This window comes from Rhodococcus sp. NPDC004095 (assembly GCF_053604015.1).
This window is the reverse complement of sequence record NZ_JBSGGS010000001.1, coordinates 407,185-428,551: the sequence shown is the minus strand read 5'-3', so window position 1 is coordinate 428,551 and position 21,367 is coordinate 407,185. Positions and strand designations below refer to the sequence as shown.

The 21,367-nt window shown below is 68.4% G+C and carries 19 protein-coding genes; 12 read left to right on the top strand and 7 right to left on the bottom strand.

The genetic code is table 11. The features are described from left to right. Positions 1 to 14: 14 nt before the first annotated feature. From ACWEPG_RS01975 to ACWEPG_RS01955, 5 genes are all read right to left on the bottom strand, one after another. Complete coding sequence (locus tag ACWEPG_RS01975; protein ID WP_450113078.1) at positions 15 to 686, bottom strand: GntR family transcriptional regulator; 672 nt, start codon at positions 684 to 686, stop codon at positions 15 to 17. A 57-nt stretch (positions 687 to 743) separates the two neighbouring features. Then, complete coding sequence (locus ACWEPG_RS01970) at positions 744 to 1,880, bottom strand: alpha/beta hydrolase (RefSeq protein ID WP_452593754.1); 1,137 nt, start codon at positions 1,878 to 1,880, stop codon at positions 744 to 746. 164 nt (positions 1,881 to 2,044) lie between these two features. Next, on the bottom strand, positions 2,045 to 2,836 hold the full coding sequence (locus ACWEPG_RS01965) for an SDR family NAD(P)-dependent oxidoreductase (protein WP_450113076.1): 792 nt from the start codon (positions 2,834 to 2,836) through the stop codon (positions 2,045 to 2,047). A 29-nt stretch (positions 2,837 to 2,865) separates the two neighbouring features. Then, a complete protein-coding gene (locus tag ACWEPG_RS01960) occupies positions 2,866 to 3,126 on the bottom strand; it encodes a hypothetical protein (RefSeq protein ID WP_450133601.1) in 261 nt (86 codons plus the stop codon). Then, entirely contained in the window at positions 3,107 to 4,261 is a 1,155-nt protein-coding gene (locus tag ACWEPG_RS01955) for a Rieske 2Fe-2S domain-containing protein (RefSeq protein WP_450113074.1), read from the bottom strand. Before ACWEPG_RS01955 ends, ACWEPG_RS01960 begins: the two co-directional genes overlap by 20 nt. 163 nt (positions 4,262 to 4,424) lie before the next feature. On the opposite strand from ACWEPG_RS01955, the gene hsaA reads away from it, so the two are divergent. Further along, positions 4,425 to 5,591, top strand: coding sequence for a 3-hydroxy-9,10-secoandrosta-1,3,5(10)-triene-9,17-dione monooxygenase oxygenase subunit (hsaA, locus tag ACWEPG_RS01950; RefSeq protein WP_450133600.1), 1,167 nt, complete (start codon positions 4,425 to 4,427; stop codon positions 5,589 to 5,591). A gap of 10 nt (positions 5,592 to 5,601) precedes the next feature. Here hsaA and ACWEPG_RS01945 read toward each other — a convergent pair whose 3' ends face one another. Further along, positions 5,602 to 7,542, bottom strand: a complete 1,941-nt coding sequence (locus ACWEPG_RS01945; protein WP_450113072.1) for an acyl-CoA dehydrogenase family protein — start codon at positions 7,540 to 7,542, stop codon at positions 5,602 to 5,604. A gap of 241 nt (positions 7,543 to 7,783) precedes the next feature. On the opposite strand from ACWEPG_RS01945, the gene ACWEPG_RS01940 reads away from it, so the two are divergent. The 5 genes from ACWEPG_RS01940 (at position 7,784) to ACWEPG_RS01920 (ending at position 14,818) form a co-directional block, all read left to right on the top strand. Next, complete coding sequence (locus tag ACWEPG_RS01940; RefSeq protein WP_452593753.1) at positions 7,784 to 9,214, top strand: DUF1254 domain-containing protein; 1,431 nt, start codon at positions 7,784 to 7,786, stop codon at positions 9,212 to 9,214. Between the two features lie 75 nt (positions 9,215 to 9,289). After that, complete coding sequence (locus ACWEPG_RS01935) at positions 9,290 to 10,216, top strand: LysR substrate-binding domain-containing protein (RefSeq protein ID WP_450133597.1); 927 nt, start codon at positions 9,290 to 9,292, stop codon at positions 10,214 to 10,216. Between the two features lie 147 nt (positions 10,217 to 10,363). Next, entirely contained in the window at positions 10,364 to 11,689 is a 1,326-nt protein-coding gene (locus ACWEPG_RS01930; protein ID WP_450113069.1) for an MFS transporter, read from the top strand. 2 nt (positions 11,690 to 11,691) lie between these two features. Next, positions 11,692 to 13,608 carry an FAD-dependent monooxygenase gene (locus ACWEPG_RS01925; protein ID WP_452593752.1) on the top strand — a complete coding sequence of 639 codons (1,917 nt, stop codon included), beginning with the start codon at positions 11,692 to 11,694 and terminating at the stop codon, positions 13,606 to 13,608. Continuing rightward, a complete protein-coding gene (locus ACWEPG_RS01920; protein WP_452593751.1) occupies positions 13,601 to 14,818 on the top strand; it encodes an MFS transporter in 1,218 nt (405 codons plus the stop codon). Before ACWEPG_RS01925 ends, ACWEPG_RS01920 begins: the two co-directional genes overlap by 8 nt. Positions 14,819 to 14,834: 16 nt before the next feature. Here the strand turns inward: ACWEPG_RS01920 and ACWEPG_RS01915 are convergent, their stop codons facing one another. Then, a complete protein-coding gene (locus tag ACWEPG_RS01915) occupies positions 14,835 to 15,500 on the bottom strand; it encodes an IclR family transcriptional regulator (protein WP_450113066.1) in 666 nt (221 codons plus the stop codon). Between the two features lie 214 nt (positions 15,501 to 15,714). Between ACWEPG_RS01915 and ACWEPG_RS01910 the strand changes: the two genes are divergently transcribed. The 6 genes from ACWEPG_RS01910 (at position 15,715) to ACWEPG_RS01885 (ending at position 21,274) form a co-directional block, all read left to right on the top strand. Beyond that, positions 15,715 to 16,170: a nuclear transport factor 2 family protein gene (locus ACWEPG_RS01910; protein ID WP_450113065.1), complete on the top strand. Its 456-nt coding sequence runs from the start codon at positions 15,715 to 15,717 to the stop codon at positions 16,168 to 16,170. Between the two features lie 79 nt (positions 16,171 to 16,249). Next, a complete protein-coding gene (locus tag ACWEPG_RS01905) occupies positions 16,250 to 17,086 on the top strand; it encodes an SDR family NAD(P)-dependent oxidoreductase (RefSeq protein WP_452593750.1) in 837 nt (278 codons plus the stop codon). Then, positions 17,079 to 17,864 carry an SDR family NAD(P)-dependent oxidoreductase gene (locus ACWEPG_RS01900; RefSeq protein WP_452593749.1) on the top strand — a complete coding sequence of 262 codons (786 nt, stop codon included), beginning with the start codon at positions 17,079 to 17,081 and terminating at the stop codon, positions 17,862 to 17,864. Before ACWEPG_RS01905 ends, ACWEPG_RS01900 begins: the two co-directional genes overlap by 8 nt. Beyond that, positions 17,861 to 19,321 carry an FAD-dependent oxidoreductase gene (locus ACWEPG_RS01895; protein ID WP_452593748.1) on the top strand — a complete coding sequence of 487 codons (1,461 nt, stop codon included), beginning with the start codon at positions 17,861 to 17,863 and terminating at the stop codon, positions 19,319 to 19,321. Before ACWEPG_RS01900 ends, ACWEPG_RS01895 begins: the two co-directional genes overlap by 4 nt. Before the next feature lie 108 nt (positions 19,322 to 19,429). Beyond that, positions 19,430 to 20,719, top strand: a complete 1,290-nt coding sequence (locus ACWEPG_RS01890) for an MFS transporter (RefSeq protein ID WP_452593747.1) — start codon at positions 19,430 to 19,432, stop codon at positions 20,717 to 20,719. A gap of 66 nt (positions 20,720 to 20,785) precedes the next feature. Continuing rightward, entirely contained in the window at positions 20,786 to 21,274 is a 489-nt protein-coding gene (locus ACWEPG_RS01885; RefSeq protein WP_452593746.1) for a nuclear transport factor 2 family protein, read from the top strand. Positions 21,275 to 21,367: the final 93 nt, after the last annotated feature.

The window sequence follows — 21,367 nt, the reverse complement described above, 5'->3', positions numbered from 1 at the left end:
GCGCTCTCGCGGGATCAGCCGAGCGACTGTGCGATGACCCTTGTCGTGCTCGTGTAGTGCTCGCGCAACAGCTTCTCGGCGGTTGCCGCGTCACGAGCGAGCACGGCCTCGAGGATCTCCCGGTGCTCCGCTTCGATATCGCGTGATTCTGCAGCCTGCGAGGGTGCAGTCCACTGCCGATAAAGAACGGTGGCATCGGCGAGCGTTGCCGCCAGGTCGGTAAGCGCCGAGACGCGGCACGGTTCCAGAATCTTTGCATGGAAGTCCTGGTGGGCCTCGAGCCACTCAGGGCTGATGTGATGCGGGTCGTCGACTCTGCGGCGAGGCGTTCGCTCCAGCCTGTGGTGAGCGCCGATCAGCTCCGATTCCCAAGCGAGGCTTCCACGCTCGATGGCGAGAGCAACACCGAACCCCTCGATCCGGCAGCGCAGTTCGGTGAGGTCCTGGAGTTCGTCAAGCGTCAACTGAGCGACGAAGAAGCCGTGATTGGGAACGAAGGAGACAAGCTGCTCGCCAGCGAGCCTGGTGAGGGCCTCGCGCATCACGGTGGTGCTGGCGTCGTATCGTTTGGAGAGCTCGCCGACCTGAAGCCTTCTTCCGGGTTCCCACTTCCCGCTCAGGAGGTCCGCGCGCAGGGCCTCCCGTATTTGCGTGCTGAGTGAAGCCCATTTGTCTGTACGCGCCATGCAAACAATATACCGATCCCAGCAGAAAACATTATCTGGTCGTCTTCCGGGTGCCCCTCAGGGGTTGCTCAGACCCAGCGAGTGCGCAAGCGTCGGCCACGTGTCCGGGAGCTGGTCCTTCCAGTAGGGCCAGGCGTGCACGCCGGTGGGTTCGTAGCGGAACGTCGCGGGAATGCCGAGTTCCCGTAGCCGCGACTGCAGACGTCGGGTGCAGGTGTTCGACGCCGCTTCGATCGGGCCGCCGATGAGCACGCGGTCCGTGAGGTCGGTCGAGGCCGGATCCTCGTGGCGTCCGGGGATTCCGGTCATCGCCGATGCGTAGATCTCCATGCCCCGCAACGCTTCCGCGCCGAGGACGGAGTCGTGCTCGGCCCAGCCCGGCCCGCCGATCTCGCCCCAGATGTTCGCCGGGTCCCCGCCGCGGGATGAGATCGTCTCGAGCACGCTGAGGCGGCCGACGTCATCCATCGTGGAATAGCAGCCGCTGAGCACCGCGATTCCGCGGTACATGCCGGGATGGCGGTGAGCGAGCATCATCGCGCCCTGTGCGCCCATCGACACGCCGAGCAGCGACTTGACGCCGTTGGTCTTCAGTCGGGCGTCCATCAGCGGGGGCAGTTCCTCGGTGATGAACGTTTCCCACTTGTGCAGTCCGACAGTGGGATCGGTCTGCTCCCAGTCGGAGTAGAGGCTCGCCACACCGCCGTTCGTCAGTACGACGTTGACGTTCTTGTCGGCGAAGAACTCCCGGGCGCCGCCGAGGTCCCGCAGGCCGCTGTAACCCTCGGGCGCGTCGACGCCTTCCAGGGCGTAGATGGTCGGCCGGGGTGCCGAATCATCCTTCGGTAGCAGCACTTCCACGCCGACCTCGCGGCGCAGTGCGGGGGACGCGACGACGAACCGGACGTACTGTCCCGACCGGCTGCTCTCCCGGACGATCGTGGGCACGGTGATGTCGTCGCGCAGTGCGGGCGGGGCCGGAGGCTGCTGCTGCAGCGGGCCGGGAATCGCCGATCCGGCGCTGACGCTGCCGCCGTCGGAGCTGGCGGCGCTGCCCCCGCCGATACTGCCCGTGTCGGGCACGGCACCGGACGGTCCGACAGGAGCTGCCACCAGCGCGGCGAGGGACACGCCGAGCGCCCCGACGCGGAGGGCGTGGCGCTGCCAGGCACGGATCGGTCCGGCACGGAACATCGGTTCTCCCTCGGCGGTCGCTGGGCGGGTGCGCCGAACCTACCGTGCGCGGCGACCGTTGCCGGGGCGAATGGTCGAAATGTCAACGACCCGACGAGAAACGGCGGTGGCCGCACCCCAGGGTAGGGGCGCGGCCACCGCCGTGAACAGGCGTTTTCGCGGTTCTACTTGCGATTGAGCAGCTTGCGCATGGTCTCCGCGGCACCCTTGACGAGCTTGTCGCGGGGGAAGCCGGCGCGCTTGACGGCGCCCTGGTAGTTGCCGCCGGCGACCCACACCGGGCCGTCGGTGAGGTGCTCGAGACCCTCGCGGGCCGCGTCCTCGGGCTCCTGGACGATCATGCCGGGAACGTCGAAGTTCAGTCCGGCACGGATCATCGCGGGGGTGCGGGTGACGCCGAGGACCAGCTCGACGACGTGCACGCCGTGCGGCTCGAGCTCGAGCCACAGGCTCTCCGCGAACACCCGGCTGAAAGCCTTCGACGCCGCGTAGATGCTCTGGTGCTCGGAGCCCATGTAGCCGGCCAGCGAGCCGAGCAGCATGATGCCGCCGCGGCCGCGCTCCTTCATCAGTGCGCCGAAGTGGTGCGAGAGCTCGAGCTGCTTGGTGATGTTCAGGTCGATCACGCCGCGGAAGCCGTCGAGATCGCCGGTGACGAACTCGTGCCCGTAGGAATTGGCGCCCGCGTTGAAGATCAGCAGCCCGACCTCGACGTCGTCGGTGACGGCGCGGATCTGGGTGAGGGCGTCCGCGGCGAGAAGGTCCAGGGACAGGGTGCGGACCTCGACGCCGTGCGAGCGCACCTTCTCCGCGGTCTCCTCGAGGGGGCCCGGCTTACGGGCGATCAGCACGAGGTTGAAGCCCGCACCGGCGAGCTCGTCCGCGAACGCCGCGCCGACGCCCTCGGAGCCGCCGGCGATGACGGCCCACGGGCCGTACTGGTTGATGTCGATCATGAAGGATCCTGTCGTCGATTCAGGCGATGTCAGTGTGCCACTTGGGGCGTCGGGACGGGGTCCTCGTTGGTGATGGAGAGACGTCCGTCGAGCGCGGCGCGCTGGATGGACGCGGCAAGCGCCTCGCAGCGCATCACCGGCGCACCGGGCCGGCCCTCGCGGCCGGTCCATTCGTGGATCTCCCGGCAGGTGTCCTGCGCGGTCTCGGTCCACTGCACGGCGGTGTGTTCCCAGCTGTGCTTGAGGACCTGCACGCAGGCCCCGCAGGCGTCACACTCCAGCGGCTGCATTCTCGCGGGCCCTTTCGAGGTTCGCCTCGACCTCCTTCTGCCAGGAGGCGACGGCCTTGGTGGTGTCCATCTCGTGCTCGAAGCGGTCGACCATCTCGGTGGTGACGTCGGCACGGTCCACGTAGAACTGGTCGTACCAGCGGCGCAGCTGGTAGACCGGGCCGTCCTCCTCGCACAGCAGCGGGTTCTCGATCCGGGTCTTGTTCTTCCAGATCTCGATGTCCTGCTCGAAGCCCCTGGCGATGAACTCGCCGAACTTCTGCGCCGTCTCCAGCGCCTTGTCACCGAGGACCGGCGACTTCTTGACGATCATGCCGTACATCAGCACGAACTTGTCCGGCGAGACCGGGTAGTGGCAGTTGATGAGGATCGACTCCACGTCGTAGCCCTCGTACTGGTAGGCCAGGTCGTCGATCATGAACGACGGGCCGAAGTAGGAGGCGTCCGAGCGGCTGCCGAGCATTTTCGGGGTGTTCGCGGCGTGAGGACGCATGTCTTCGCGGGCCACGCCGCGCATGAACTGGCTGGCGACCTGACCCTCGAAGACGTTCTTGAAGAACGTCGGGAACGAGTAGTGCACGTAGAAGAAGTGCGCCATGTCGACGATGTTGTCGACGATCTCGCGGCAGTTGGTGTCGACCTCGGTCGTGTACCAGACCCATTCGGTCCACTCGTCGCTGAGCGCGCCCTCGATGCGAGGGATGTACATGTCCTCTTCGGTCGGCGCCTTGCCCTCGGGGTCGTGCCAGATGAACAGCATGCCGTCCTGGTCGAGGGTCGTCCAGGCGCGGGTGCGGGCGAGCGGGGGCACGCGACGGGCGTAGGGGATCGACGTGCACTTGCCCTTGCCGCCCCAGCGCCAGTCGTGGAAGGGGCAGGCGATCGAGTCGCCCTTGACGGTGCCCTGGCTCAGGTCGCCGCCCATGTGCCTGCAGTAGGCGTCGAGGGCGCTGAGCTTGCCCTCGCTGTCCGCGAAGACGACGAGCTTGGTGCCGAAGGCCTCGACGCTGTGCGGCTTGCCGTCGCGGAAGCTCTCGGAGAGTCCGAGGCAGTGCCAGCCGCGGGCGAACCTCGTCGGCGCGGCCCCGGCCTCGATCACGCGAACTTCGTCGTGCGCGGACTGCGTGCTGGTCACGGTTCATCCTTCCCGTCGGGCGGTGCCGCCTCCGGGCGACACGATTGATGACTTCGGACGCTAACGACGCCGGTAATCGGGCACCCGCGGGGATCTCACTGGCCGGGACCGTTGGCCGTGCGCCGGACGATTCGACGTAGGACGAGCCGATAACATTGGTCAAATGGACAACGAGGTACTCGGTCGGGTGCGGGAGTTGCTCCCCACCATCGCGGAACGGGCTCGCGCCACGGAGGATGCCCGCCGGGTGCCGGACGAGACGATCGCGGCACTGGTCGAGACCGGGGTGTTCCGCATGCTGCAACCGACCCGGTACGGCGGCTTCGAGTCCGACCCGGTGCATTTCTACGAGACGGTTCGCGCGATCGCCGGGGCGTGTGGCTCCACCGGATGGGTCACCGCGGTGCTCGGCGTGCACCCGTGGCACCTGGCCCTGTTCGAGGACGAGGCGCAGGCCGCCGTGTGGGGCGAGGACCCCGACGTGCTGATCGCGTCGTCGTACGCCCCGGTGGGCACGATGGTTCGGGTCGAGGGCGGCTACGAGGTGATGGGCTGCTGGCGGTTCTCGTCCGGGGTGGACCACTGCGGGTGGGCGCTGCTCGGCGGCATGCTCGTCGACGACCGTGGCGACCCGATCGACAACACCACGATGCTGCTGCCGCGGTCGGACTACCAGATCCGCGACGTCTGGGATTCCGTCGGGCTCCGCGGCACCGGCAGCAACGAGATCTTCGTGGAACGGGCGTTCGTGCCCGACCACCGGGTGATGCGAAACTACGAGTTCTCCCAGCTGCGAGGCCCCGGACAGAAGGTGAACACGGGACCGCTGTACCGGATCCCGTTCGCGACGGTGTTCACCTCCACGATCGCCGCCCCGGTGCTCGGCGTCGTCTACGGCTGCTACGAGGAGTTCCTGGCACGGATGCGGGACCGGGTACGGCTGAGCCTCGGCGGCGGGCGGTTCGCGGAGGACCAATTCGCGCAGGTGGGCATCGCCCGTGCCTCGTCGGAGATCGACGCATCGATCCTGCAGATGGACCGCAATGTGCGCGCATTGATGGACGTGGCGTCGGCCGGCGCCGAGATACCGATGCAGATGCGGCTGCGGGCCCGGCGCGACCAGGTGATGGGTACCGAACGGGCCCTCGACGCCATCGACCGGCTGTTCAAGATGTCCGGTGGCAACTCCCTCGACGCAGGCAACCCGGTCGAGCGGGCGTGGCGGGACGCGCACGCGGGAGGCGTGCACGTCGCCAACGACCTCGAACGGGCGTTGAGCCTCTACGGGCGCGGCGCGTTCGGGCTGCCGGTCGAGGACAACATGATCTGACCGGTCCGGGTCACGTTTCGACCGGGGCGTTCGCGAACCGGCGGGCCAGGTTCGGTTCGGTCGACGGTCCCGGCGACCAGGACGCGATCCACGGTCCGGTGCCCTCGCTCTGGTCCAGCACCCCGGCTTCGAGCCAGGTGTGCTCGCCGCCGAGGATGTTGCCGGCCACGCGGTGGTCGAGTTCGTCGGTGTTCTCCCACAGGCCGGCGAAGAGGCGGTCGATGCGCAGCCGGGACTGCTGGCAGAACGCGTCGGCCAGCTCGATCGCACTCGCGCCGCGGGCCGGATCGCGCGTGCGTTCCATGTCCGCGCGCACGCAGGCCGCGGACATCGCGAACAACTCGGCGCCGATGTCGACGACCCGGCCGAGGAACACCTGGTGCTTCTCCATGCCGGCCTGCCAGCGGGCCATCCCGTAGAAGGTGGACCGCGCCAGCTTGCGCGCGTTGCGCTCGACGAATCTCAAATGTGTTGCCAGCGTGTCGAACTCGCCGTACGAGTTGGGCAGTTGGCCCTTGCCGGACACCAGGTGTGGCAGCCACTTGGCGTAGAAGCCGCTGGCCCCCAGTGCCGCCTTCGCCTTGTGCTGCATGTCGGCCTTGGGGTCCGCCAGGTCGCCGGCGGCGCTCAGGTGCGCGTCGACGGCCTCCCGCGCGATCAGCAGTCGCATGATCTCGCTCGAGCCCTCGAAGATCCGGTTGATACGCAGATCCCGCAGTAATTGCTCGGCGGGCACGGCGCGTTCCCCGCGGGCGGCCAGCGACTCCGCGGTCTCGTAACCGCGGCCGCCGCGGATCTGGATCAGCTCGTCGGCGATCCGGCAGGCCATCTCGCTGGCCCACAGCTTCGCCAGCGCGGCCTCGATGCGGATGTCGTTGCGGCCCTCGTCGGCCATCTGGCCCGACAATTCCAGCGTCGCCTCCAGTGCGAAGGTGGTGGCCGCGATGAAGGAGAGTTTTGCCGCGACCGCGCCGTGCTCGCCGACCCGACGACCCCACTGCACGCGCTCCGCGGACCATTCGCGGGCGATCTTCAAGGACCACTTCCCGGCGGCGGTGCACATCGCGGGAAGCGCGAGCCGCCCCGCGTTCAGGGTGGTCAGAGCGATCTTGAGGCCGTCGCCCTCACGTCCGATCAGGTTCTCGGCGGGTACCCGCACCCGATGCAGCCGGGTGACACCGTTCTCGATGCCGCGCAGGCCCATGAAGGCGTTGCGGCGCTCGACGGTGATGCCGGGGGAGTCGGCCTCGACCACGAACGCGCTGATCCCGCCGCGGTGATCGTCACTGCGCGGCACCCGCGCCATCACCACCAGCAGTTCGGCGACCACCCCGTTCGTGGTCCAGAGCTTGACACCGTCGATCTCGTACGCGGTCCCGTCCTCGGTCGGGGTGGCCGTCGAGGCCATCCGTGCCGGGTCCGATCCGACGTCCGGTTCGGTGAGCAGGAATGCGGACAGTGCGCCCTGCGCGCAGCGCGGCAGGAATCTCCGCTTCTGTTCGTCGGTGCCGGCCAGTTTGAGGGGTTCGGGAACGCCGATCGACTGGTGGGCGGACAGCAGGGCGCCGAGGCTCGGGTGCACCGATCCGACCAGCATCAGGACCCGGTTGTAGGCCACCTGGGACAGCCCCAGACCGCCGTACTCCTCGGGGATTTTCAGGCCGAAGCAGCCCAGCTCGGCGAACCCGCGGACGTACTCGTCGGGGATCACCGCGTCGCGTTCGATCACCGATCCGTCCAGGCCCTCGCAGTAGTCGCGAAGTTTCACGAGAAACTGTTCGGTGCGGGCGCCCTCCTCCGGGGTGGGGCGGGGGAACGGGTGCACCAGGTCGAGCCGGAACCGGCCGAGGAACAGTTCCTTGGCGAACGAGGGTTTCTCCCAGCCGCTCTCGCGGGCCTCCTCGGCGACCGCGCGTGCCTGTTCCTCGCTGACCTGGGCCGATGACACCATGATCCCCTCCTCGACGGGAACATCGCTGAAAGCCTACTGGCGAGTATTCCCCTCGCTGCGCGTTTGCGGTAGCCCTCCCGGCGAGTCCTTGTCGCCCGGCCTCGGATCGGAAGGGCCCACCGGTACGGGGCGGTGCGCCGGCCGCCGGGGTCGGCTCACCCCCTGTGGATGAGGTGACCGGTGCCGGCGTGTACCTAGCGTCGGTGTCGAAACCCACGCATCCGCACCACAGGGAGATCATGTGAACGACGCAGGTGACGCCCTCGCGCAGGCCCTCGCCGGGATCGGCGTACCCGACCGGGTCCGGACGCCGATCGGGACGTTCGAATTCTTCGACGGGGTCCCACTGCCCGAGACCACGACCAGGCTGTACGACGGGCTCGACTTCCTGCGCGGCGTCGAAGTCTTCCTGAACGCCGTGCCGGGTGCCTCGCTCGTCGCAATGCGGCGCGGTTTTCGCAGCGTGGGCATCGACGGCCTGAGCACGCTCGCCTACACCGACCCGCGGGCCAACTCGGGCAGCTACTTCCTGACGCCGAACACCGAGACCACCTACGCCACGATGTTCCTCGATCTGCGCGACGGACCGGTGGTCGTCGAGCCGCCCACCGAATCACTCTGTGTGGTCGACGATTTCTGGTTCCGCTACGTCGCCGACATGGGCATCGCCGGGCCGGACAAGGGCAAGGGCGGCAAATATCTCTTCCTTCCGCCCGACTACGAGGGCGACGAGCCGGACGGCTACTTCGTCCACCGCACGCCCACCTTCACCAACTGGGCCGTCTTCCGGGCGCTGGGCGGGGTCGAGGCGATCAAGCAGACCCGCGTCTACCGGCTCTCCGACGCCGCGAACCCGCCCGACATGAACTTCGTCAACGTCGCCGACAAGAAGTTCAACACGGTGCACGCGAACGACTTCTCCTTCTTCGAGGAGATCGACGAACTGGTCCAGGAGGAGCCCGCGGAGTCGCTCGATCCCGAACGAGCGGGCCAGCTCGCGGCGATCGGCATCAGGCACGGCAGTCGCTTCGCCCCGGACGACAGGCTGCGCGGAATCCTGGACACCGCGGCCCGGACCGCAGCCGGCATCAGCCGGGCGCTCGTCTACTTCCCCCGCGACCCGGACAGCTTCGTGAGCGCGGGCTCCTCGTGGAAGCAGGCGTTCGTCGGTGGCAGCTACGAGTTCCTGCACAACCACGCCCGGCTGCTGGACGCGCGGACCCAGTTCCACTACTTCGCCACCGTGATCACCCCGGCGATGGCGCACGCGCAGATCGGCGCCGGGTCCGCGTACGCCTACACGGCCGAGGACTCACAGGGGCGGATCCTCGACGGCGGCAAGTTCTACCGCCTCACCCTGCCTCCGAACCCGCCCGCGAAGAACTTCTGGTCGGTGGACCTGTACGACACCCAGACGAGATCACTGATCCAGACCGACAACCCCTACCCGAGCCTGATGAGCCTGAGCGGGACCGTCGAGCCCGAATCCGATGGTTCGACCGTCCTGTGGTTCGGGCCGACACCGCCCCCCGGACGGGACGCGAACTGGATCCGCACGCTCCCGACCAAGAGCTGGTTCCCGATGCTCCGGCTCTACGGACCCCTGCAACCCTGGTTCGACGGGTCGTGGCTGCCGGGCGAACTCGTGGAGGTCGAGCCGGAGCAGGGCTGAACGCCCGAGCATCCCGAGTTGCCGCCGCGCCGGCCGTTCCGGCGAGGTGCGAGAATCGGTGGCCGGGAGGTGACGATGACCAGCGCGGCGCGGCCCCCGGCCTACACGATGAGGCAGTTGTTCGTGTTCGTCGCGGTAGCGGAGACCGGCACGATCCGGGAGGCAGCCGAACGGCTGCACGTGTCCCAGTCGGCCGTCTCGCTCGCCGTCACCGAGCTCGAACGAGGACTGCGCGCCCAACTCTGTGTGCGCCGACGGGCGCACGGCGTCCAGCTGACCCCGACCGGCGAGCGGGTCCTGCTGCGGGCGCGGGCCCTGCTGGAGCAGGCCGGTGACCTGGAGGCCGCTGCGGCGGGGGCGGAAGGTGAGCTGACCGGACCGCTGGCGATCGGGTGCTACTCCTCGCTGGGGCCGACGCTGCTGCCGCGGCTGCTCTACGAGTTCAGCGAGCAGCACCCGAGGGTGGGCGTCGACTTCGTCGAGGACAACCAGGACCGCCTGACCCGCCGGCTGACGTCGGGCGAGCTGGACCTCGCGATCGTCTACGACCTCGACCTGTCGCCGGAGTTGCGCCGCGTCCGGATGGACACCCGCCGGCCCGCGATCCTGCTCCCTCCGGGGCATCGGCTTGCCGACCGGCCGGTGCTCGAGCTCGCCGAGCTCGCGGAGGAGCCGATGGTGCTGCTCGACGCCCCGCCCAGCTCGTTCCACGCGCTGCAGATGTGCAGCCAAGCCGGCTTCACCCCGCGAATCCGATACCGGCCCAAGAACTTCGAAACCGCGCGCGCACTCGTCGGCCGCGGTCTGGGTTGGACCCTGCTGATCCAGCGTCCCCAGTTCGACGTCACCTACGAGGGTCTCGAGTTGGCGGTCCGGCCCGAGGTCAACCCGCCGATCGACCCCGTGGACATCCTGCTGGTGTGGTCCCAGGACGCGCTCCTCAGCCGGGCGGCGCGCGCATTCGTCCAGTTCGCGGCGGACGGCGAGTCCGTTCCGTTCTGAACCACAGGATTTCTGCATTTCAATCTCGACTTCTTGCGCTTTTCACGCGATGTGATCCAGGTCAAGATGTCCTGCAGGCCGGTTATCGGCACGCGTGCAGTTTGGGCTCGTCCGGTGTACGCATCAAGAGTTGAAAGGCACCGAACCATGACTGCAACCATGGCCGCGGCTCCGCCGCGGGAGTTGCACGACAAGGCCCGCAAGGCCGCGTTGGGCAGCTTCGTCGGCACCGCGATCGAGTGGTACGACTTCTTCATCTACGGCACCGCCGCCGCACTGGTACTCGGACACCAGTTCTTCCCGAACTCGTCGGACCTCGCAGGCACCTTGGCGTCGTTCGCGACTCTGGCCGTCGGATTCATCGCGCGCCCCATCGGTGGCGTCGTCATGGGGCACTTCGGTGACCGTGTCGGCCGCAAGTCGATGCTCGTCATCTCGCTGCTGCTCATGGGCTTCGCGACCGTCGGCATCGGTGTGCTTCCCAACTACGACGCGATCGGTGTCCTCGCCCCGATCCTGCTGGTGACGTTGCGCTTCATCCAGGGCCTCGGCGTGGGCGGCGAGTGGGGCGGCGCTGTGCTCGTCGCCACCGAGAACGCCCCAGAGGGCCGCAAGGGTCTCTACGGCGCCGCACCCCAGATCGGCGTGCCCGCGGGTGTCCTCCTCGCGAACCTCGTCTACCTGCCGCTGACCGCGTTCATGAGCGACGAGACGTTCAAGGCGTGGGGCTGGCGCATCCCGTTCCTGCTGAGCGCCGTCCTCGTCCTGGTCGCGATGTGGATCCGCCTCGGGCTCGAGGAGAGCAACGAGTTCCAGGAGTCCAAGGATCAGGAGCAGTCGTCCAAGCTGCCGATCATGGAGGTCCTCACCAAGCACTGGAAGACGGTCCTGCTGGCCGGTGGCACGTTCATCGCGACCAACGGAATCGCCTACGCCTACATGGTCTACGTGCTCAAGTACGGCGAGACCGAACTCGGCTTCAGCAAGACCACGATGCTGTTCCTGCTGATCGGGTCCTGCCCCTTCTGGATGGCGGGCATGGCCTTCAGCGCGTGGAAGTCCGACACGCTCGGCCGCCGCACCGTCTACGTCCGCAGCTCGATCGCGCTGGTGATCGCCGCCGCCGTGTTCTTCCCGCTGATGGACACCGCCGTTCTCCCGGTCATGGCCGCCGCGATGATCAGTCTCGGCTTCATCCTCGGCTGCTGCGCCGGCCCGCAGTCCGCGCTGTTCGCGGAACTGTTCCCGCCTGCGATCCGGTACTCCGGGGCTTCGCTCGGCTACCAGGTCGGAGCCATCCTCGGTGGTGGCCTGGCACCGATCGTCGCCACCGCGCTGTTCGCCGGCTTCGGCACCTCGCTCGCGATCACCGGCTACTTCGTGCTGATCGCCCTGATCAGTCTCGCCAGCATCCTCGTGCTGAAGGTCCCCGGCGCCCAGCCCTCCCGTCCGATCGAGCAGGAAGCGGTCTGAGCATGTCGACCTACTACCAGCCCAGCAAGTACCCGGCATCGGACTTCGCGTCGATGACTCCCACCGACGAGGCCCTCCCGGTCGTGGTGGTCGGCGCAGGCCCCGTCGGCATGGCCGTCGCCCTGGGTCTCGCGCAGCGGGGCATCCCGGTCACGATCCTCGAAGCGGCCGACCAGGTTTCGTTCGGCAGCCGCGCGATCTGCATCTCTCGGCACAGCCTCGAGGCCGCCGCGCGCCTCGGCTTCGGTGCGGAGCTCGAGAAGATCGTGCTGCCGTGGGTCGGTGGCCGCAGCTTCTATCGGGACGAGCAGGTGCTGCACTTCCAGATGCGCAACGCCGATCACGACGTCCGCCCGCCCATGATCAACGTCTCCCAGTCGGAGTTCGAGCAGATCATGGTCGACACGATCGAGGCCAACCCGCTCATCACGCTGCACTGGTCCGCGAGCATCGCGGGCGTGCTGCGCGCCGGCGACGAGGTCACTCTCGAGGTCGACTGCGCGGCAGGCACGCGCCACCTGCGCGCCCGCTGGGTCGTGGCCGCCGACGGTGGGCGCAGCCGCATGCGCGAGCTCGCCGGACTGCGCCTGCAGGGCAACAACTACGACGGGCGCTACGTCATCGCCGACATCCACTGGGAGTCGGAACTGCCTGCCGAGCGCATGGTCTGGTTCGATCCGCCGAGCAACCCCGGCTCGACGATCATCATGCACAAGCAGCCGAAGAACATCTGGCGCATCGACTACCAGCTGGATCCGTCCGAGGACGCCGAGATCGAGACGCAGGAAGATCGCATCCGCGATCGCATCACCAAGCACCTCGAGTGGCTGCAGAACGACCTGCCGTGGACGCTCGAGTGGCACGGCTTCTACAGCGCCCGCGCGCTCGCGCTCGAGAACTTCACCCACGGCCGGATCCTGTTCGCCGGCGACGCGGCGCACCTCGTGCCGATCTTCGGTGTCCGCGGCCTCAACTCGGGCATGGAGGACGCCGAGACCCTCGCCTGGCAGTTGGCGGCGGTGATCCACGGGAACGCAGATGCCGCACTGCTGCAGGCGTATTCGGTGGAACGCCACGACGCATGGCGGCAGAACGTCGCGAACGCCGGCAAGAGCACGCTGATCATGTCGCCCGGCAGCCACGGCTACCTCACGACGCGTGACGCGATCCTCGCCCTGTCGGTGACCCGCCCCGAGTTCAGCCACCTCATCAACCCGCGTCAGTCCAGCGCCACCAACGCGCGGATCTCGCCGCTCACGTGGCCGACCCCGGCCGACGCCTCGGGTGTCGCTGCGGGCGACCCGGTCGAGGATCGCCGGGTGACCACCGCCGACGGTGTCGAGACGTCGCTGAACGTGCTGCGCGGCAACGGGTTCGCGGTGCTCGGCGTGAACGTCGACGCCGCCGCCCTCGCGGCGGCCGCCGCCACGCTCGCAGGTGCGCTCGCGCCGGAGTCGGTGCGTGCCATTCTCGTCGGCGCCGACGCATCCGCGTCCTCCGTCGCGGTCCTGCCGGACGCGGACGGGCAGGTGGCCGCGGCGCTCGGCGCCCGTGACGGCGAGATCTTCGTCATCCGCCCCGACGGCGTGCTGCTGTGCCGCATCGACGGTGTCGACCGCATCGACGACGTCGCGCGGCACCTCGGCCAGGGCGATGCCCCGGCCGGCGCGTCCGCCGCCGTGGACAGCGGACCGCAGATCGATCCGGCCGAACTGCGCCGCGAGAACGTGTGGATGGGCCTGTCCGACGCACTCGACCAGGTCGCCGAATCGGACCGCGAGGGCTTCCTGGCGCGCCTCGCGCTCGTGCTCGGATCGCAGGTCGGGCAGCGAGAGTTCGAGGAAGCCGTCGCGGCTGCCGCGGATCCGTCCCTCATTGTTCCGGCGGACGAGAACACGGGTGCCACCATCGGTGCCTGAGAGGGCCCCCACGATCGGGGCCGCACGGCGCACGCCGGCGGCCCCGACCGCGTCTTCGTGGGGCGTCGTCGCGGTTGCGTTGAGCGCGGGCGTGCTGGCCGCGAGTCAGGTCGGCAAGGTCATCGTCGCGCTGCCGGTGGTGCGGGACGACCTCGGGATGAGCCTGACAACGTCGGCGGTGCTGCTCTCGTCCTACACGTTCGTCGGCGCCCTGATGGGCAGTGCCGCAGGAGGATACGTCGACCGGTGGGGACGACGGCGGATGCTCGCGCTCGCTCTGGTCGTCCTGGCGGCCGGCGCCGCCCTGGGCGCAGTCTGTCCCGCGACACCCGTCCTGCTGTTCTCCCGGATCCTCGAGGGGCTCGGCTTCATGGGCGTGGCGGTGTCGGCTCCGGCGCTCATCACCTCCGCTACAGGGGAGGGGCACCGACGCCTGGCTCTCGGTGTGTGGGGGATCTACATGCCGCTCGGCCAGTTCGTCGCGATCCTCGCCGGGCCGGCGGCGATCGGCGCGCTCGGGTGGCGCGGGCTGTGGGCGGTGAACGCCGCGGCTCTGCTCGCCTGCGCGGCAATGGTTCTCGCGGTCGTGCCAACCCCGGCTGCGGCATCGGGGGCGTCCGCGGTCACGAAATCCGCACCGGTCTGGCGCAACTCGGCCGCGATGCTCCTTGCGATCGCGTTCGGGACCTACTCGTTGCAGTATCTCGCGGTGATCGGCTTCCTGCCCACGATGTACGCCGCCGGCGGGTGGGCGGACACGTCGGCCGCGGTGCTGACGGCGCTGGTGGTGCTCGGCAACATCGTCGGCAACGTCAGCGCCGGGCTATTGCTGCACCGGGGCGCGCGGCCCGGAACGCTGATCGCGGTCGCGGCGTCATCGATGGGCCTGGCCGCCGTCGTGGTCTACGCGGGCTGGGCGCCGTTCGCGTTGACCTACGCGGCCGCGGTGGCTTTCGCCCTGCTCGGTGGTCACCTTCCGGCCGCGGTGTTCGCGGCGGTGCCCGCGGCCGCGACCGGACCGAGCGAGATCGGTCCGGTCAACGGGCTGGTGGTGCAGATGTCGAACGTGGGCTCGATCGTGGGCCCGCCTGCGGTCGCGTTCGTCGCCACACACGTGGGTGGTTGGGCGATGAGTCCGCTGGTGCTGGGTACCGCCGCTGCGGTGTGTGTCGCCGCCGGTGTCGCGGTGCGGGTCAGGGATTCTCGCTGACGCGCACCGCACCGGGTCAGCGCAGCAGCAAGGATCCCAGCCTCTGGGCGGCGCCCATGACGGCCTCGCCCAGCTTCTGTTCGTCGGACGAGTCGAACACCGAGACGCCGATGCTGACGAGGTCGGCGGGGCGACGGTTCGGAAGGGCCGCCGAGATGCCGGTGACGGAATGGGTCACCTCGCCCGAGGTGACCGCGAACCCGCGCTCACGTGCGCGGGTGACCTCGGGGCGTTCGCCGTCCCGCGGCGGGAGCACCGCGAGCATCGCCAGACCCGCCGATCCGCGGTTGATGGGGTCGATCTGACCCGGATGGAAGCCGACGTGCGCGCGGGAGTTGCGGGGTTCGATGACCATCAGTGCGCGGACGGCGTCCACACCTTCCCGGACGGCGAGGTGGGCGGTCGCGGAGGTCACGTCGGCGAGTTCCTCGAGCACCGGACGTGCGAGCTCGCGCAGATCCTGTTCCACCGAGCCGGCGAGCGTGACGAGTCCCGCGCCGAGCAGGATCCGCTTGTTGTCGGTGCGTCGGCAGACCCGGTGGGCCTCCAGGGTGCGGACGAGGCGGTCCGCGACGGTCCGGTGCACCCCGATGCCGTCGGCGATCTCGGTGATCGTCAACCCGTACTTGTGCTGCGTCAGCAGTTCGAGGATCTCGAGGCCGTTGTACAGCGTTTTCGACATGCGCGAGTCGAGCGGGACGGCTCCCGTTCTCCTTGCATTTTCGGTCGTGTGCTCATCGGAACGAGCCGATGTCATGGATCCCTCCCTTGACGCATGTGAGACGAGCCACCTACGCTTCACCTTAATCGCACTAGCCGTTCGATTATCGCACACATCGTGTGACGGTGCAATCCCGATCGGGATGTACCGGCGAATGACCGAGGAGTTCGTTTCAATGACCGGGACCGGTATCACTGGCGCTGCCGACATCGCCGCGGCCGCGTTCGTGGAGATCCACCAGCTCTACGGTCGCCAGAGTCACCTCATCGACGAGGGGCACGCGGCTCGGTGGGCGGCCACCTTCACAGCGCAGGGGGAGTTCCACTCGCCCAGCTACCCGGCCCCGGTCGTCGGCACGGTCGCCCTCACCGAGTTCGCGCACGGGTTCGTCGCGAACGCGGCCGCTGCAGGCGAGGCGCACCGGCACGTCCTGACCAACATCGACGTCGAACCCGGCGGAGACGGTGAGCTCGACGTCCGCGCCTACCTGCAGATCGTCGCGACGCGGATCGGCGGTGAGTCCCGCCTCGTGCGATTCACCACTGTCACGGACCGTGTGGTGCGAGAGGACGGCCAGTGGCGCATCGCGCGCCGCACCGTCCGGCGAGACGACCAGGCCCGACCGGCCTGACCGTCGACCCCTGCGAGGCCTCGGTATGCGAGTGCCTCGAACCTATTGTAGAACATTGCTTTTGGAGGAACACCCGATCATGGCTGACAACGCTGACACCCAGAACCCCGGCCGCACCAACGCGTCTCAGATGACCGCGCGATACCCGGAGATGGCCGGCAAGGTCGCCGTCGTCACCGGCGCCGCCCGCGGGATGGGCGCGGCTTTCGCCGCCGGTCTCGCCACCCGCGGCGTCGACGTCGTCGGTGCCGACATCAACGAAGAGCAGATGGCGGCCACCGCGCAGGAGATCAACGACGCCCTCGCGGCGACCTCGATCGCCGACGTTCCGGGCCGTGTCGTCGGTGCCCGCGTCGACGTCACCAAGGCCGACGAGCACGAGGCCCTCGCGCAGACCGCGCTGAAGGAGTTCGGCCGCATCGACTTCTGGATCAACAACGCCGGGATCTTCCCGTTCGCGCCGGTCGAGGAGATCTCCGCGGAGCAGATCGCCGCCGTCCTCGACGTCAATGTCGAAGGCGTGCTGTTCGGTGCGCAGGCCGCGGCACGTCACATGGCGCCCGGCAGTGCAATCGTCAACATGTCGTCGGTGTCCGCGCTGCGTATCCGCCGCGGACGCGGCGCGTACTGCACGTCGAAGGCGGCCGTCGCGCACCTCACCGAATCGCTCGCGGTCGAGCTGGGCGACAAGGGAATCCGCGTCAACGCGATCGCCCCCGGCTACATCGACACCGAGATGACCCGCTGGGTCCAGGAGGATCCCGTCGCCCTGGCGAACGCCCTGGACTCCGTGCCGCTGCACCGGCTGGGTTCGCCCGAAGAGGTCTTCGGTCCGATGCTGTTCCTGCTCTCGGACAGCGCCCGCTACGTCACCGGCCACTCCATCGCCGTCGACGGTGGGTCGCGCCATGTCTGATGCTGTTTCGTACCCCGGAGTCGTCCTCGTCACCGGCGCCGCCGGCGGCATGGGCGCCAATCATGCGAAGGCGCTCGCCGCGCGCGGCGTGCACGTGTGCGTCGCCGACGTCGCGGACACATCCGCGGTCACGGCCGAGATCGAGGCCGCCGGAGGCAGTGCGTCGGCGCACGACCTCGACGTCGCCGACTCCGCCGCATGGACTCGCGTGATCGACGAGATCCGATCGGTCACAGGAGAACTCGGTGGCCTGGTCAACAACGCCGGCATCAGCCGTCGGCGCGAGTTCATGGACACCCCGGACGACATCTGGGAACTGACCATGCGGATCAACCTGTTCGGCCCGTTCTACGGGATGAAGGCCGCCGCACCGCTGATGCGGGAGAGCGGCGGCGGATCGATCGTGAACATCTCGTCGATCTCCGGCCAGGTCGGCTACTTCTCGCCGGCATACGCATCGAGCAAGTGGGGGCTGACCGGGCTGTCGAAGTCGGCGGCCGGACAGTTCGCACAGTGGGGCATCCGGGTGAACTCAGTGCACCCCGGACTGGTGGGCACCGCTCTCGTCGGGGGAGCCGACGCCTTCGTCAAGGCCTCGCTGGAGAGCATTCCGGCCGGACGCATGGGCACCGTCGACGAGATCACGAACGCGGTGCTGTTCCTGCTGTCCGACCGATCGACGTACATGAACGGCAGCGAGGTCACGGTCGACGGCGGCCTGGTGTCCAACGGGCTGTACCACCGCATCCTCGCCGAAACGGAAGGAGTCCTCTCATGAGTGAAGACAACTGGGACGTCGTCGTGATCGGCGGCGGCGGAGCGGGACTCGCGGCCGCGGTGTCCGCGGCCGAGCAGGGCGCATCGGTGCTGCTGTTCGAGTCGCAGACCGAACTGGGCGGCTCGACGCAGCTGTCGGCGGGCCTGTTCACCGCCGCCGGCACCAGTGTCCAGCGCGGCCTCGGCATCGAGGACACCGCCGAGAAGTTCTTCCAGCACTACATGGATCTCAACCACTGGATGCTCAAGCCGGGTCTGGTCCGGGCGTTCTGCGAGAACGCCGGTCCCACCCTGGAGTGGCTCATCGAACTGGGTGTCGAGATCCCCGCCCGGGAGTCGGCCAACGCGCACATGCCGGGTCTGGCTCAGGCGGGCGTCGAGGACGTCTGGCGTGGTCACGTGCCCAAGGACCAGGGCTACGGGCTGGTCCAGGTGCTCGACAGGGCTCGCCGTGACCAGGGTGTCGAGGTCGTCCTGAACACCCGCGTGCGGTCGCTGCTCGTCGAGGACGGCCTGGTCGCCGGTGTCGTCGCCGACGACATCGAGGTCCGCGCGTCGTCGGTGGTGATCGCCAGCGGCGGGTTCGCACAGAACAAGGACCTGGTCGACAAGCTCTATCCGTTCGCGAACCGGGGCGGCGACTCGCTGTTCGTCGTGGCCGCGGAGGGTAGTCAGGGCGATCATCTGGCCTTCGGGAAGCAGGTCGACGCCGCCGTCACCGGTGAGGGCTGGGGCCTGACGCTCCCGACGGCCTACTTCCAGCGCCACCACCACTGGCAGTCCGGCTTCCCGCCCAAGTCACGGATCTACGTCAACGGCGACGGCCGCCGGTTTATGGACGAGGACGCGTCGTACGCGGTGTCCACCGGCATCATCGACGCACAGCCGGACGGCGCCTGGGTCGTGTTCGATGAGAATGCTCGCGTGAATCTTCCTGTGGGATATACTGATTGGGCTCCGGAGCGGATTCTCGACGAGGCCGACGCCGGACGCACTCTCCGAGCGGACACGCTCGGGGACCTTGCCGCCGTGATGGGCGTGCCCGCCGATGCTTTCGAGGCGGCCGTCGCGCGGTGGAACGACCAACTCCCCAACGGTGTCGACGACGACTTCCTGCGTCATCGCACCCTCTCGAACAAGGGATCGACCGCCCACCCGGACCCGATCGACCAGGGCCCGTTCTACGCCGCCCGGTTGCTGCCCGCCGAACTCGTGTGCACGCACGCGGGGGTCGAGATCGACAGCAACGCATCGGTACTGGATCGGACCGGTCGTCCGGTCGCGGGACTCTTCGCGGCTGGCGAGGCCGGAGCCGGCATCCTCGGTCTCCGGTACGTGGGCGGCGGCAACGCCGTGGCGAACGCCCTCACGATGGGCCGGATCGCCGGAATGAACGCCGCGCGCACCGCACGCGGCGAGTCGACGACATCGACGGCACTGACAACTGCAGGAATCTGACACCGAGCGTGTTGCGCACCAGACACTTACAAAGGACCATCCATGACAACGAACGACATTGTGGAGCCCGCGGTTCGTAACCCCGGGCCCGCCCGAGGACCGGATCCCGTGCAGACCCAGACCGAGCCGAAGCAATCCACCGTCAAGGTGGTGCGCGCGGCCATCGTCGGCACCGTCGTCGAGTACTACGACTTCGGCATCTACGGGTACATGGCGACCATCATCGCGTCGCTGTTCTTCGTCTCGGAGAACGACACCGCCGCACTGCTCGGTACGTTCGCGACGTTCGCGGTCGCGTTCTTCCTGCGGGTGCCCGGCGGCATCTTCTTCGGCCACATCGGCGACAAGTACGGCCGCAAGAACGCCCTGTCCTGGACGATTCTGCTGATGGTCGTCGCGACCGCGGCGATGGGCATGATGCCCACGTATGTCACGCTCGGTGTGTGGGCAACGGCGATCCTGGTGCTGGCCCGCTGCCTGCAGGGCTTCGCGGCCGGTGGCGAGTTGGGCGGCGCCAACGCGTTCGTGTCGGAGTCCGCTCCGGCCAAGTGGCGCGCGTTCCAGACCTCGATGGTCAACTCGGGCACCTACCTCGGATCGCTCGTGGCGTCGCTGACCGCGCTGGCGCTGACCTCGGTGTTCACGCACGACCAGATCATGTCGTGGGCGTGGCGTATCCCGTTCCTGCTGTCCGTCGTCATCGGCGTGATCGGCATCTGGATCCGGAACCACATGGAGGACACGCCCCAGTTCAAGGAGCTCGAGGACAAGGGCGAGACCGCGAAGGTGCCGGTCAAGGAACTGCTCACCAGTTCCGGTCCGGCACTGGTGAAGATCATCTTCCTCGGTGCACTCATCACGGGTGGCTACTACATCGCGTCCGTGTACGCCGCGACGTACCTGCAGAAGGCCGGCGGCCAGTCGTCCACCGTCGCGTTCCTGTCCACGTCGCTGGCCCTGGTGCTCGGTGTCATCACGCTGCCGATCGCGGGCTACCTGGCCGACCGCTACGGCCGCAAGCCCGTGCTGTTCACCGGCACCGTCGCCGCCGTCGTCCTGGGCATCCCGATGTTCATGCTGATGGCGGGCGGCAGCATCTGGCAGGCGGTCGTCGGCCAGTCGGTCCTGTTCATCGCGGTGTCGGTGGTCAACGGTGCGTCGTACGTGACGTACGTCGAGATGCTCAAGGCATCGGTCCGCTACAGCGGCCTCGCCCTGGGCAACAACATCACCAACATGGCGCTCGGTGGCACGGCCCCGTTCATCGCGACGTGGCTGATCGACATCACCGGCAACAACCTCGCGCCGGCGTTCTACTTCGTGTTCTGTGCGCTGCTCACCCTCGGTGCGATCTTCTTCGTCAAGGAGACCAAGGGCATCGAGCTCCGCGTCGACTAGTCCGGTCCCGTCGGGCCCTGCCGGTGGCGACACCGGCAGGGCCCGTTCGCACGAGAGGAGCTGCGCATGTCGCTCAGCGACAAGCAGGAGATCACCGAGGTCCTGTACCGCTACGCACGGGCGGTGGACCGCAAGGACTTCGACCGCGTTGCCGACTGCTACTTCCCCGACGCGATCGACAACCACGGCGGATACGTCGGCACCGTGGACGGCCTGATCGAGGACATGAAGTCCCGGCACGCCACCATCGACTCGTCCCTGCACTACGTCACCAACGTGCTGATCGAGCTGGACGGCGACACGGCGAACGTCGAGTCGTACTGCCTGTGCTACCTGCGGCAGGTTCCCCGGGTTCCGGGCGGCACGCAGGCGCGGGCCACCGTCAAGTGCCGCTATGTCGACCGATTCGAACGGCGCGACGGGCAGTGGCGCATCGCGGCCCGCATCGTCGTGTTCGACGAGTCCGTGACCGAGGAGATCGAGGACGGCCTCGACTCCCACTGGGTTCGCTCCCGTCGGTCCCTCGAAGACCCGGTGTTCACGGGGAACCCCTGACCGGCAACAGTTCTGGAGCGATGATGACGACAGCGCCGGCACCCTGTGGGTGCCGGCGCTGCCGTATCGGATGCCCGACCGGGTGAAATGCGG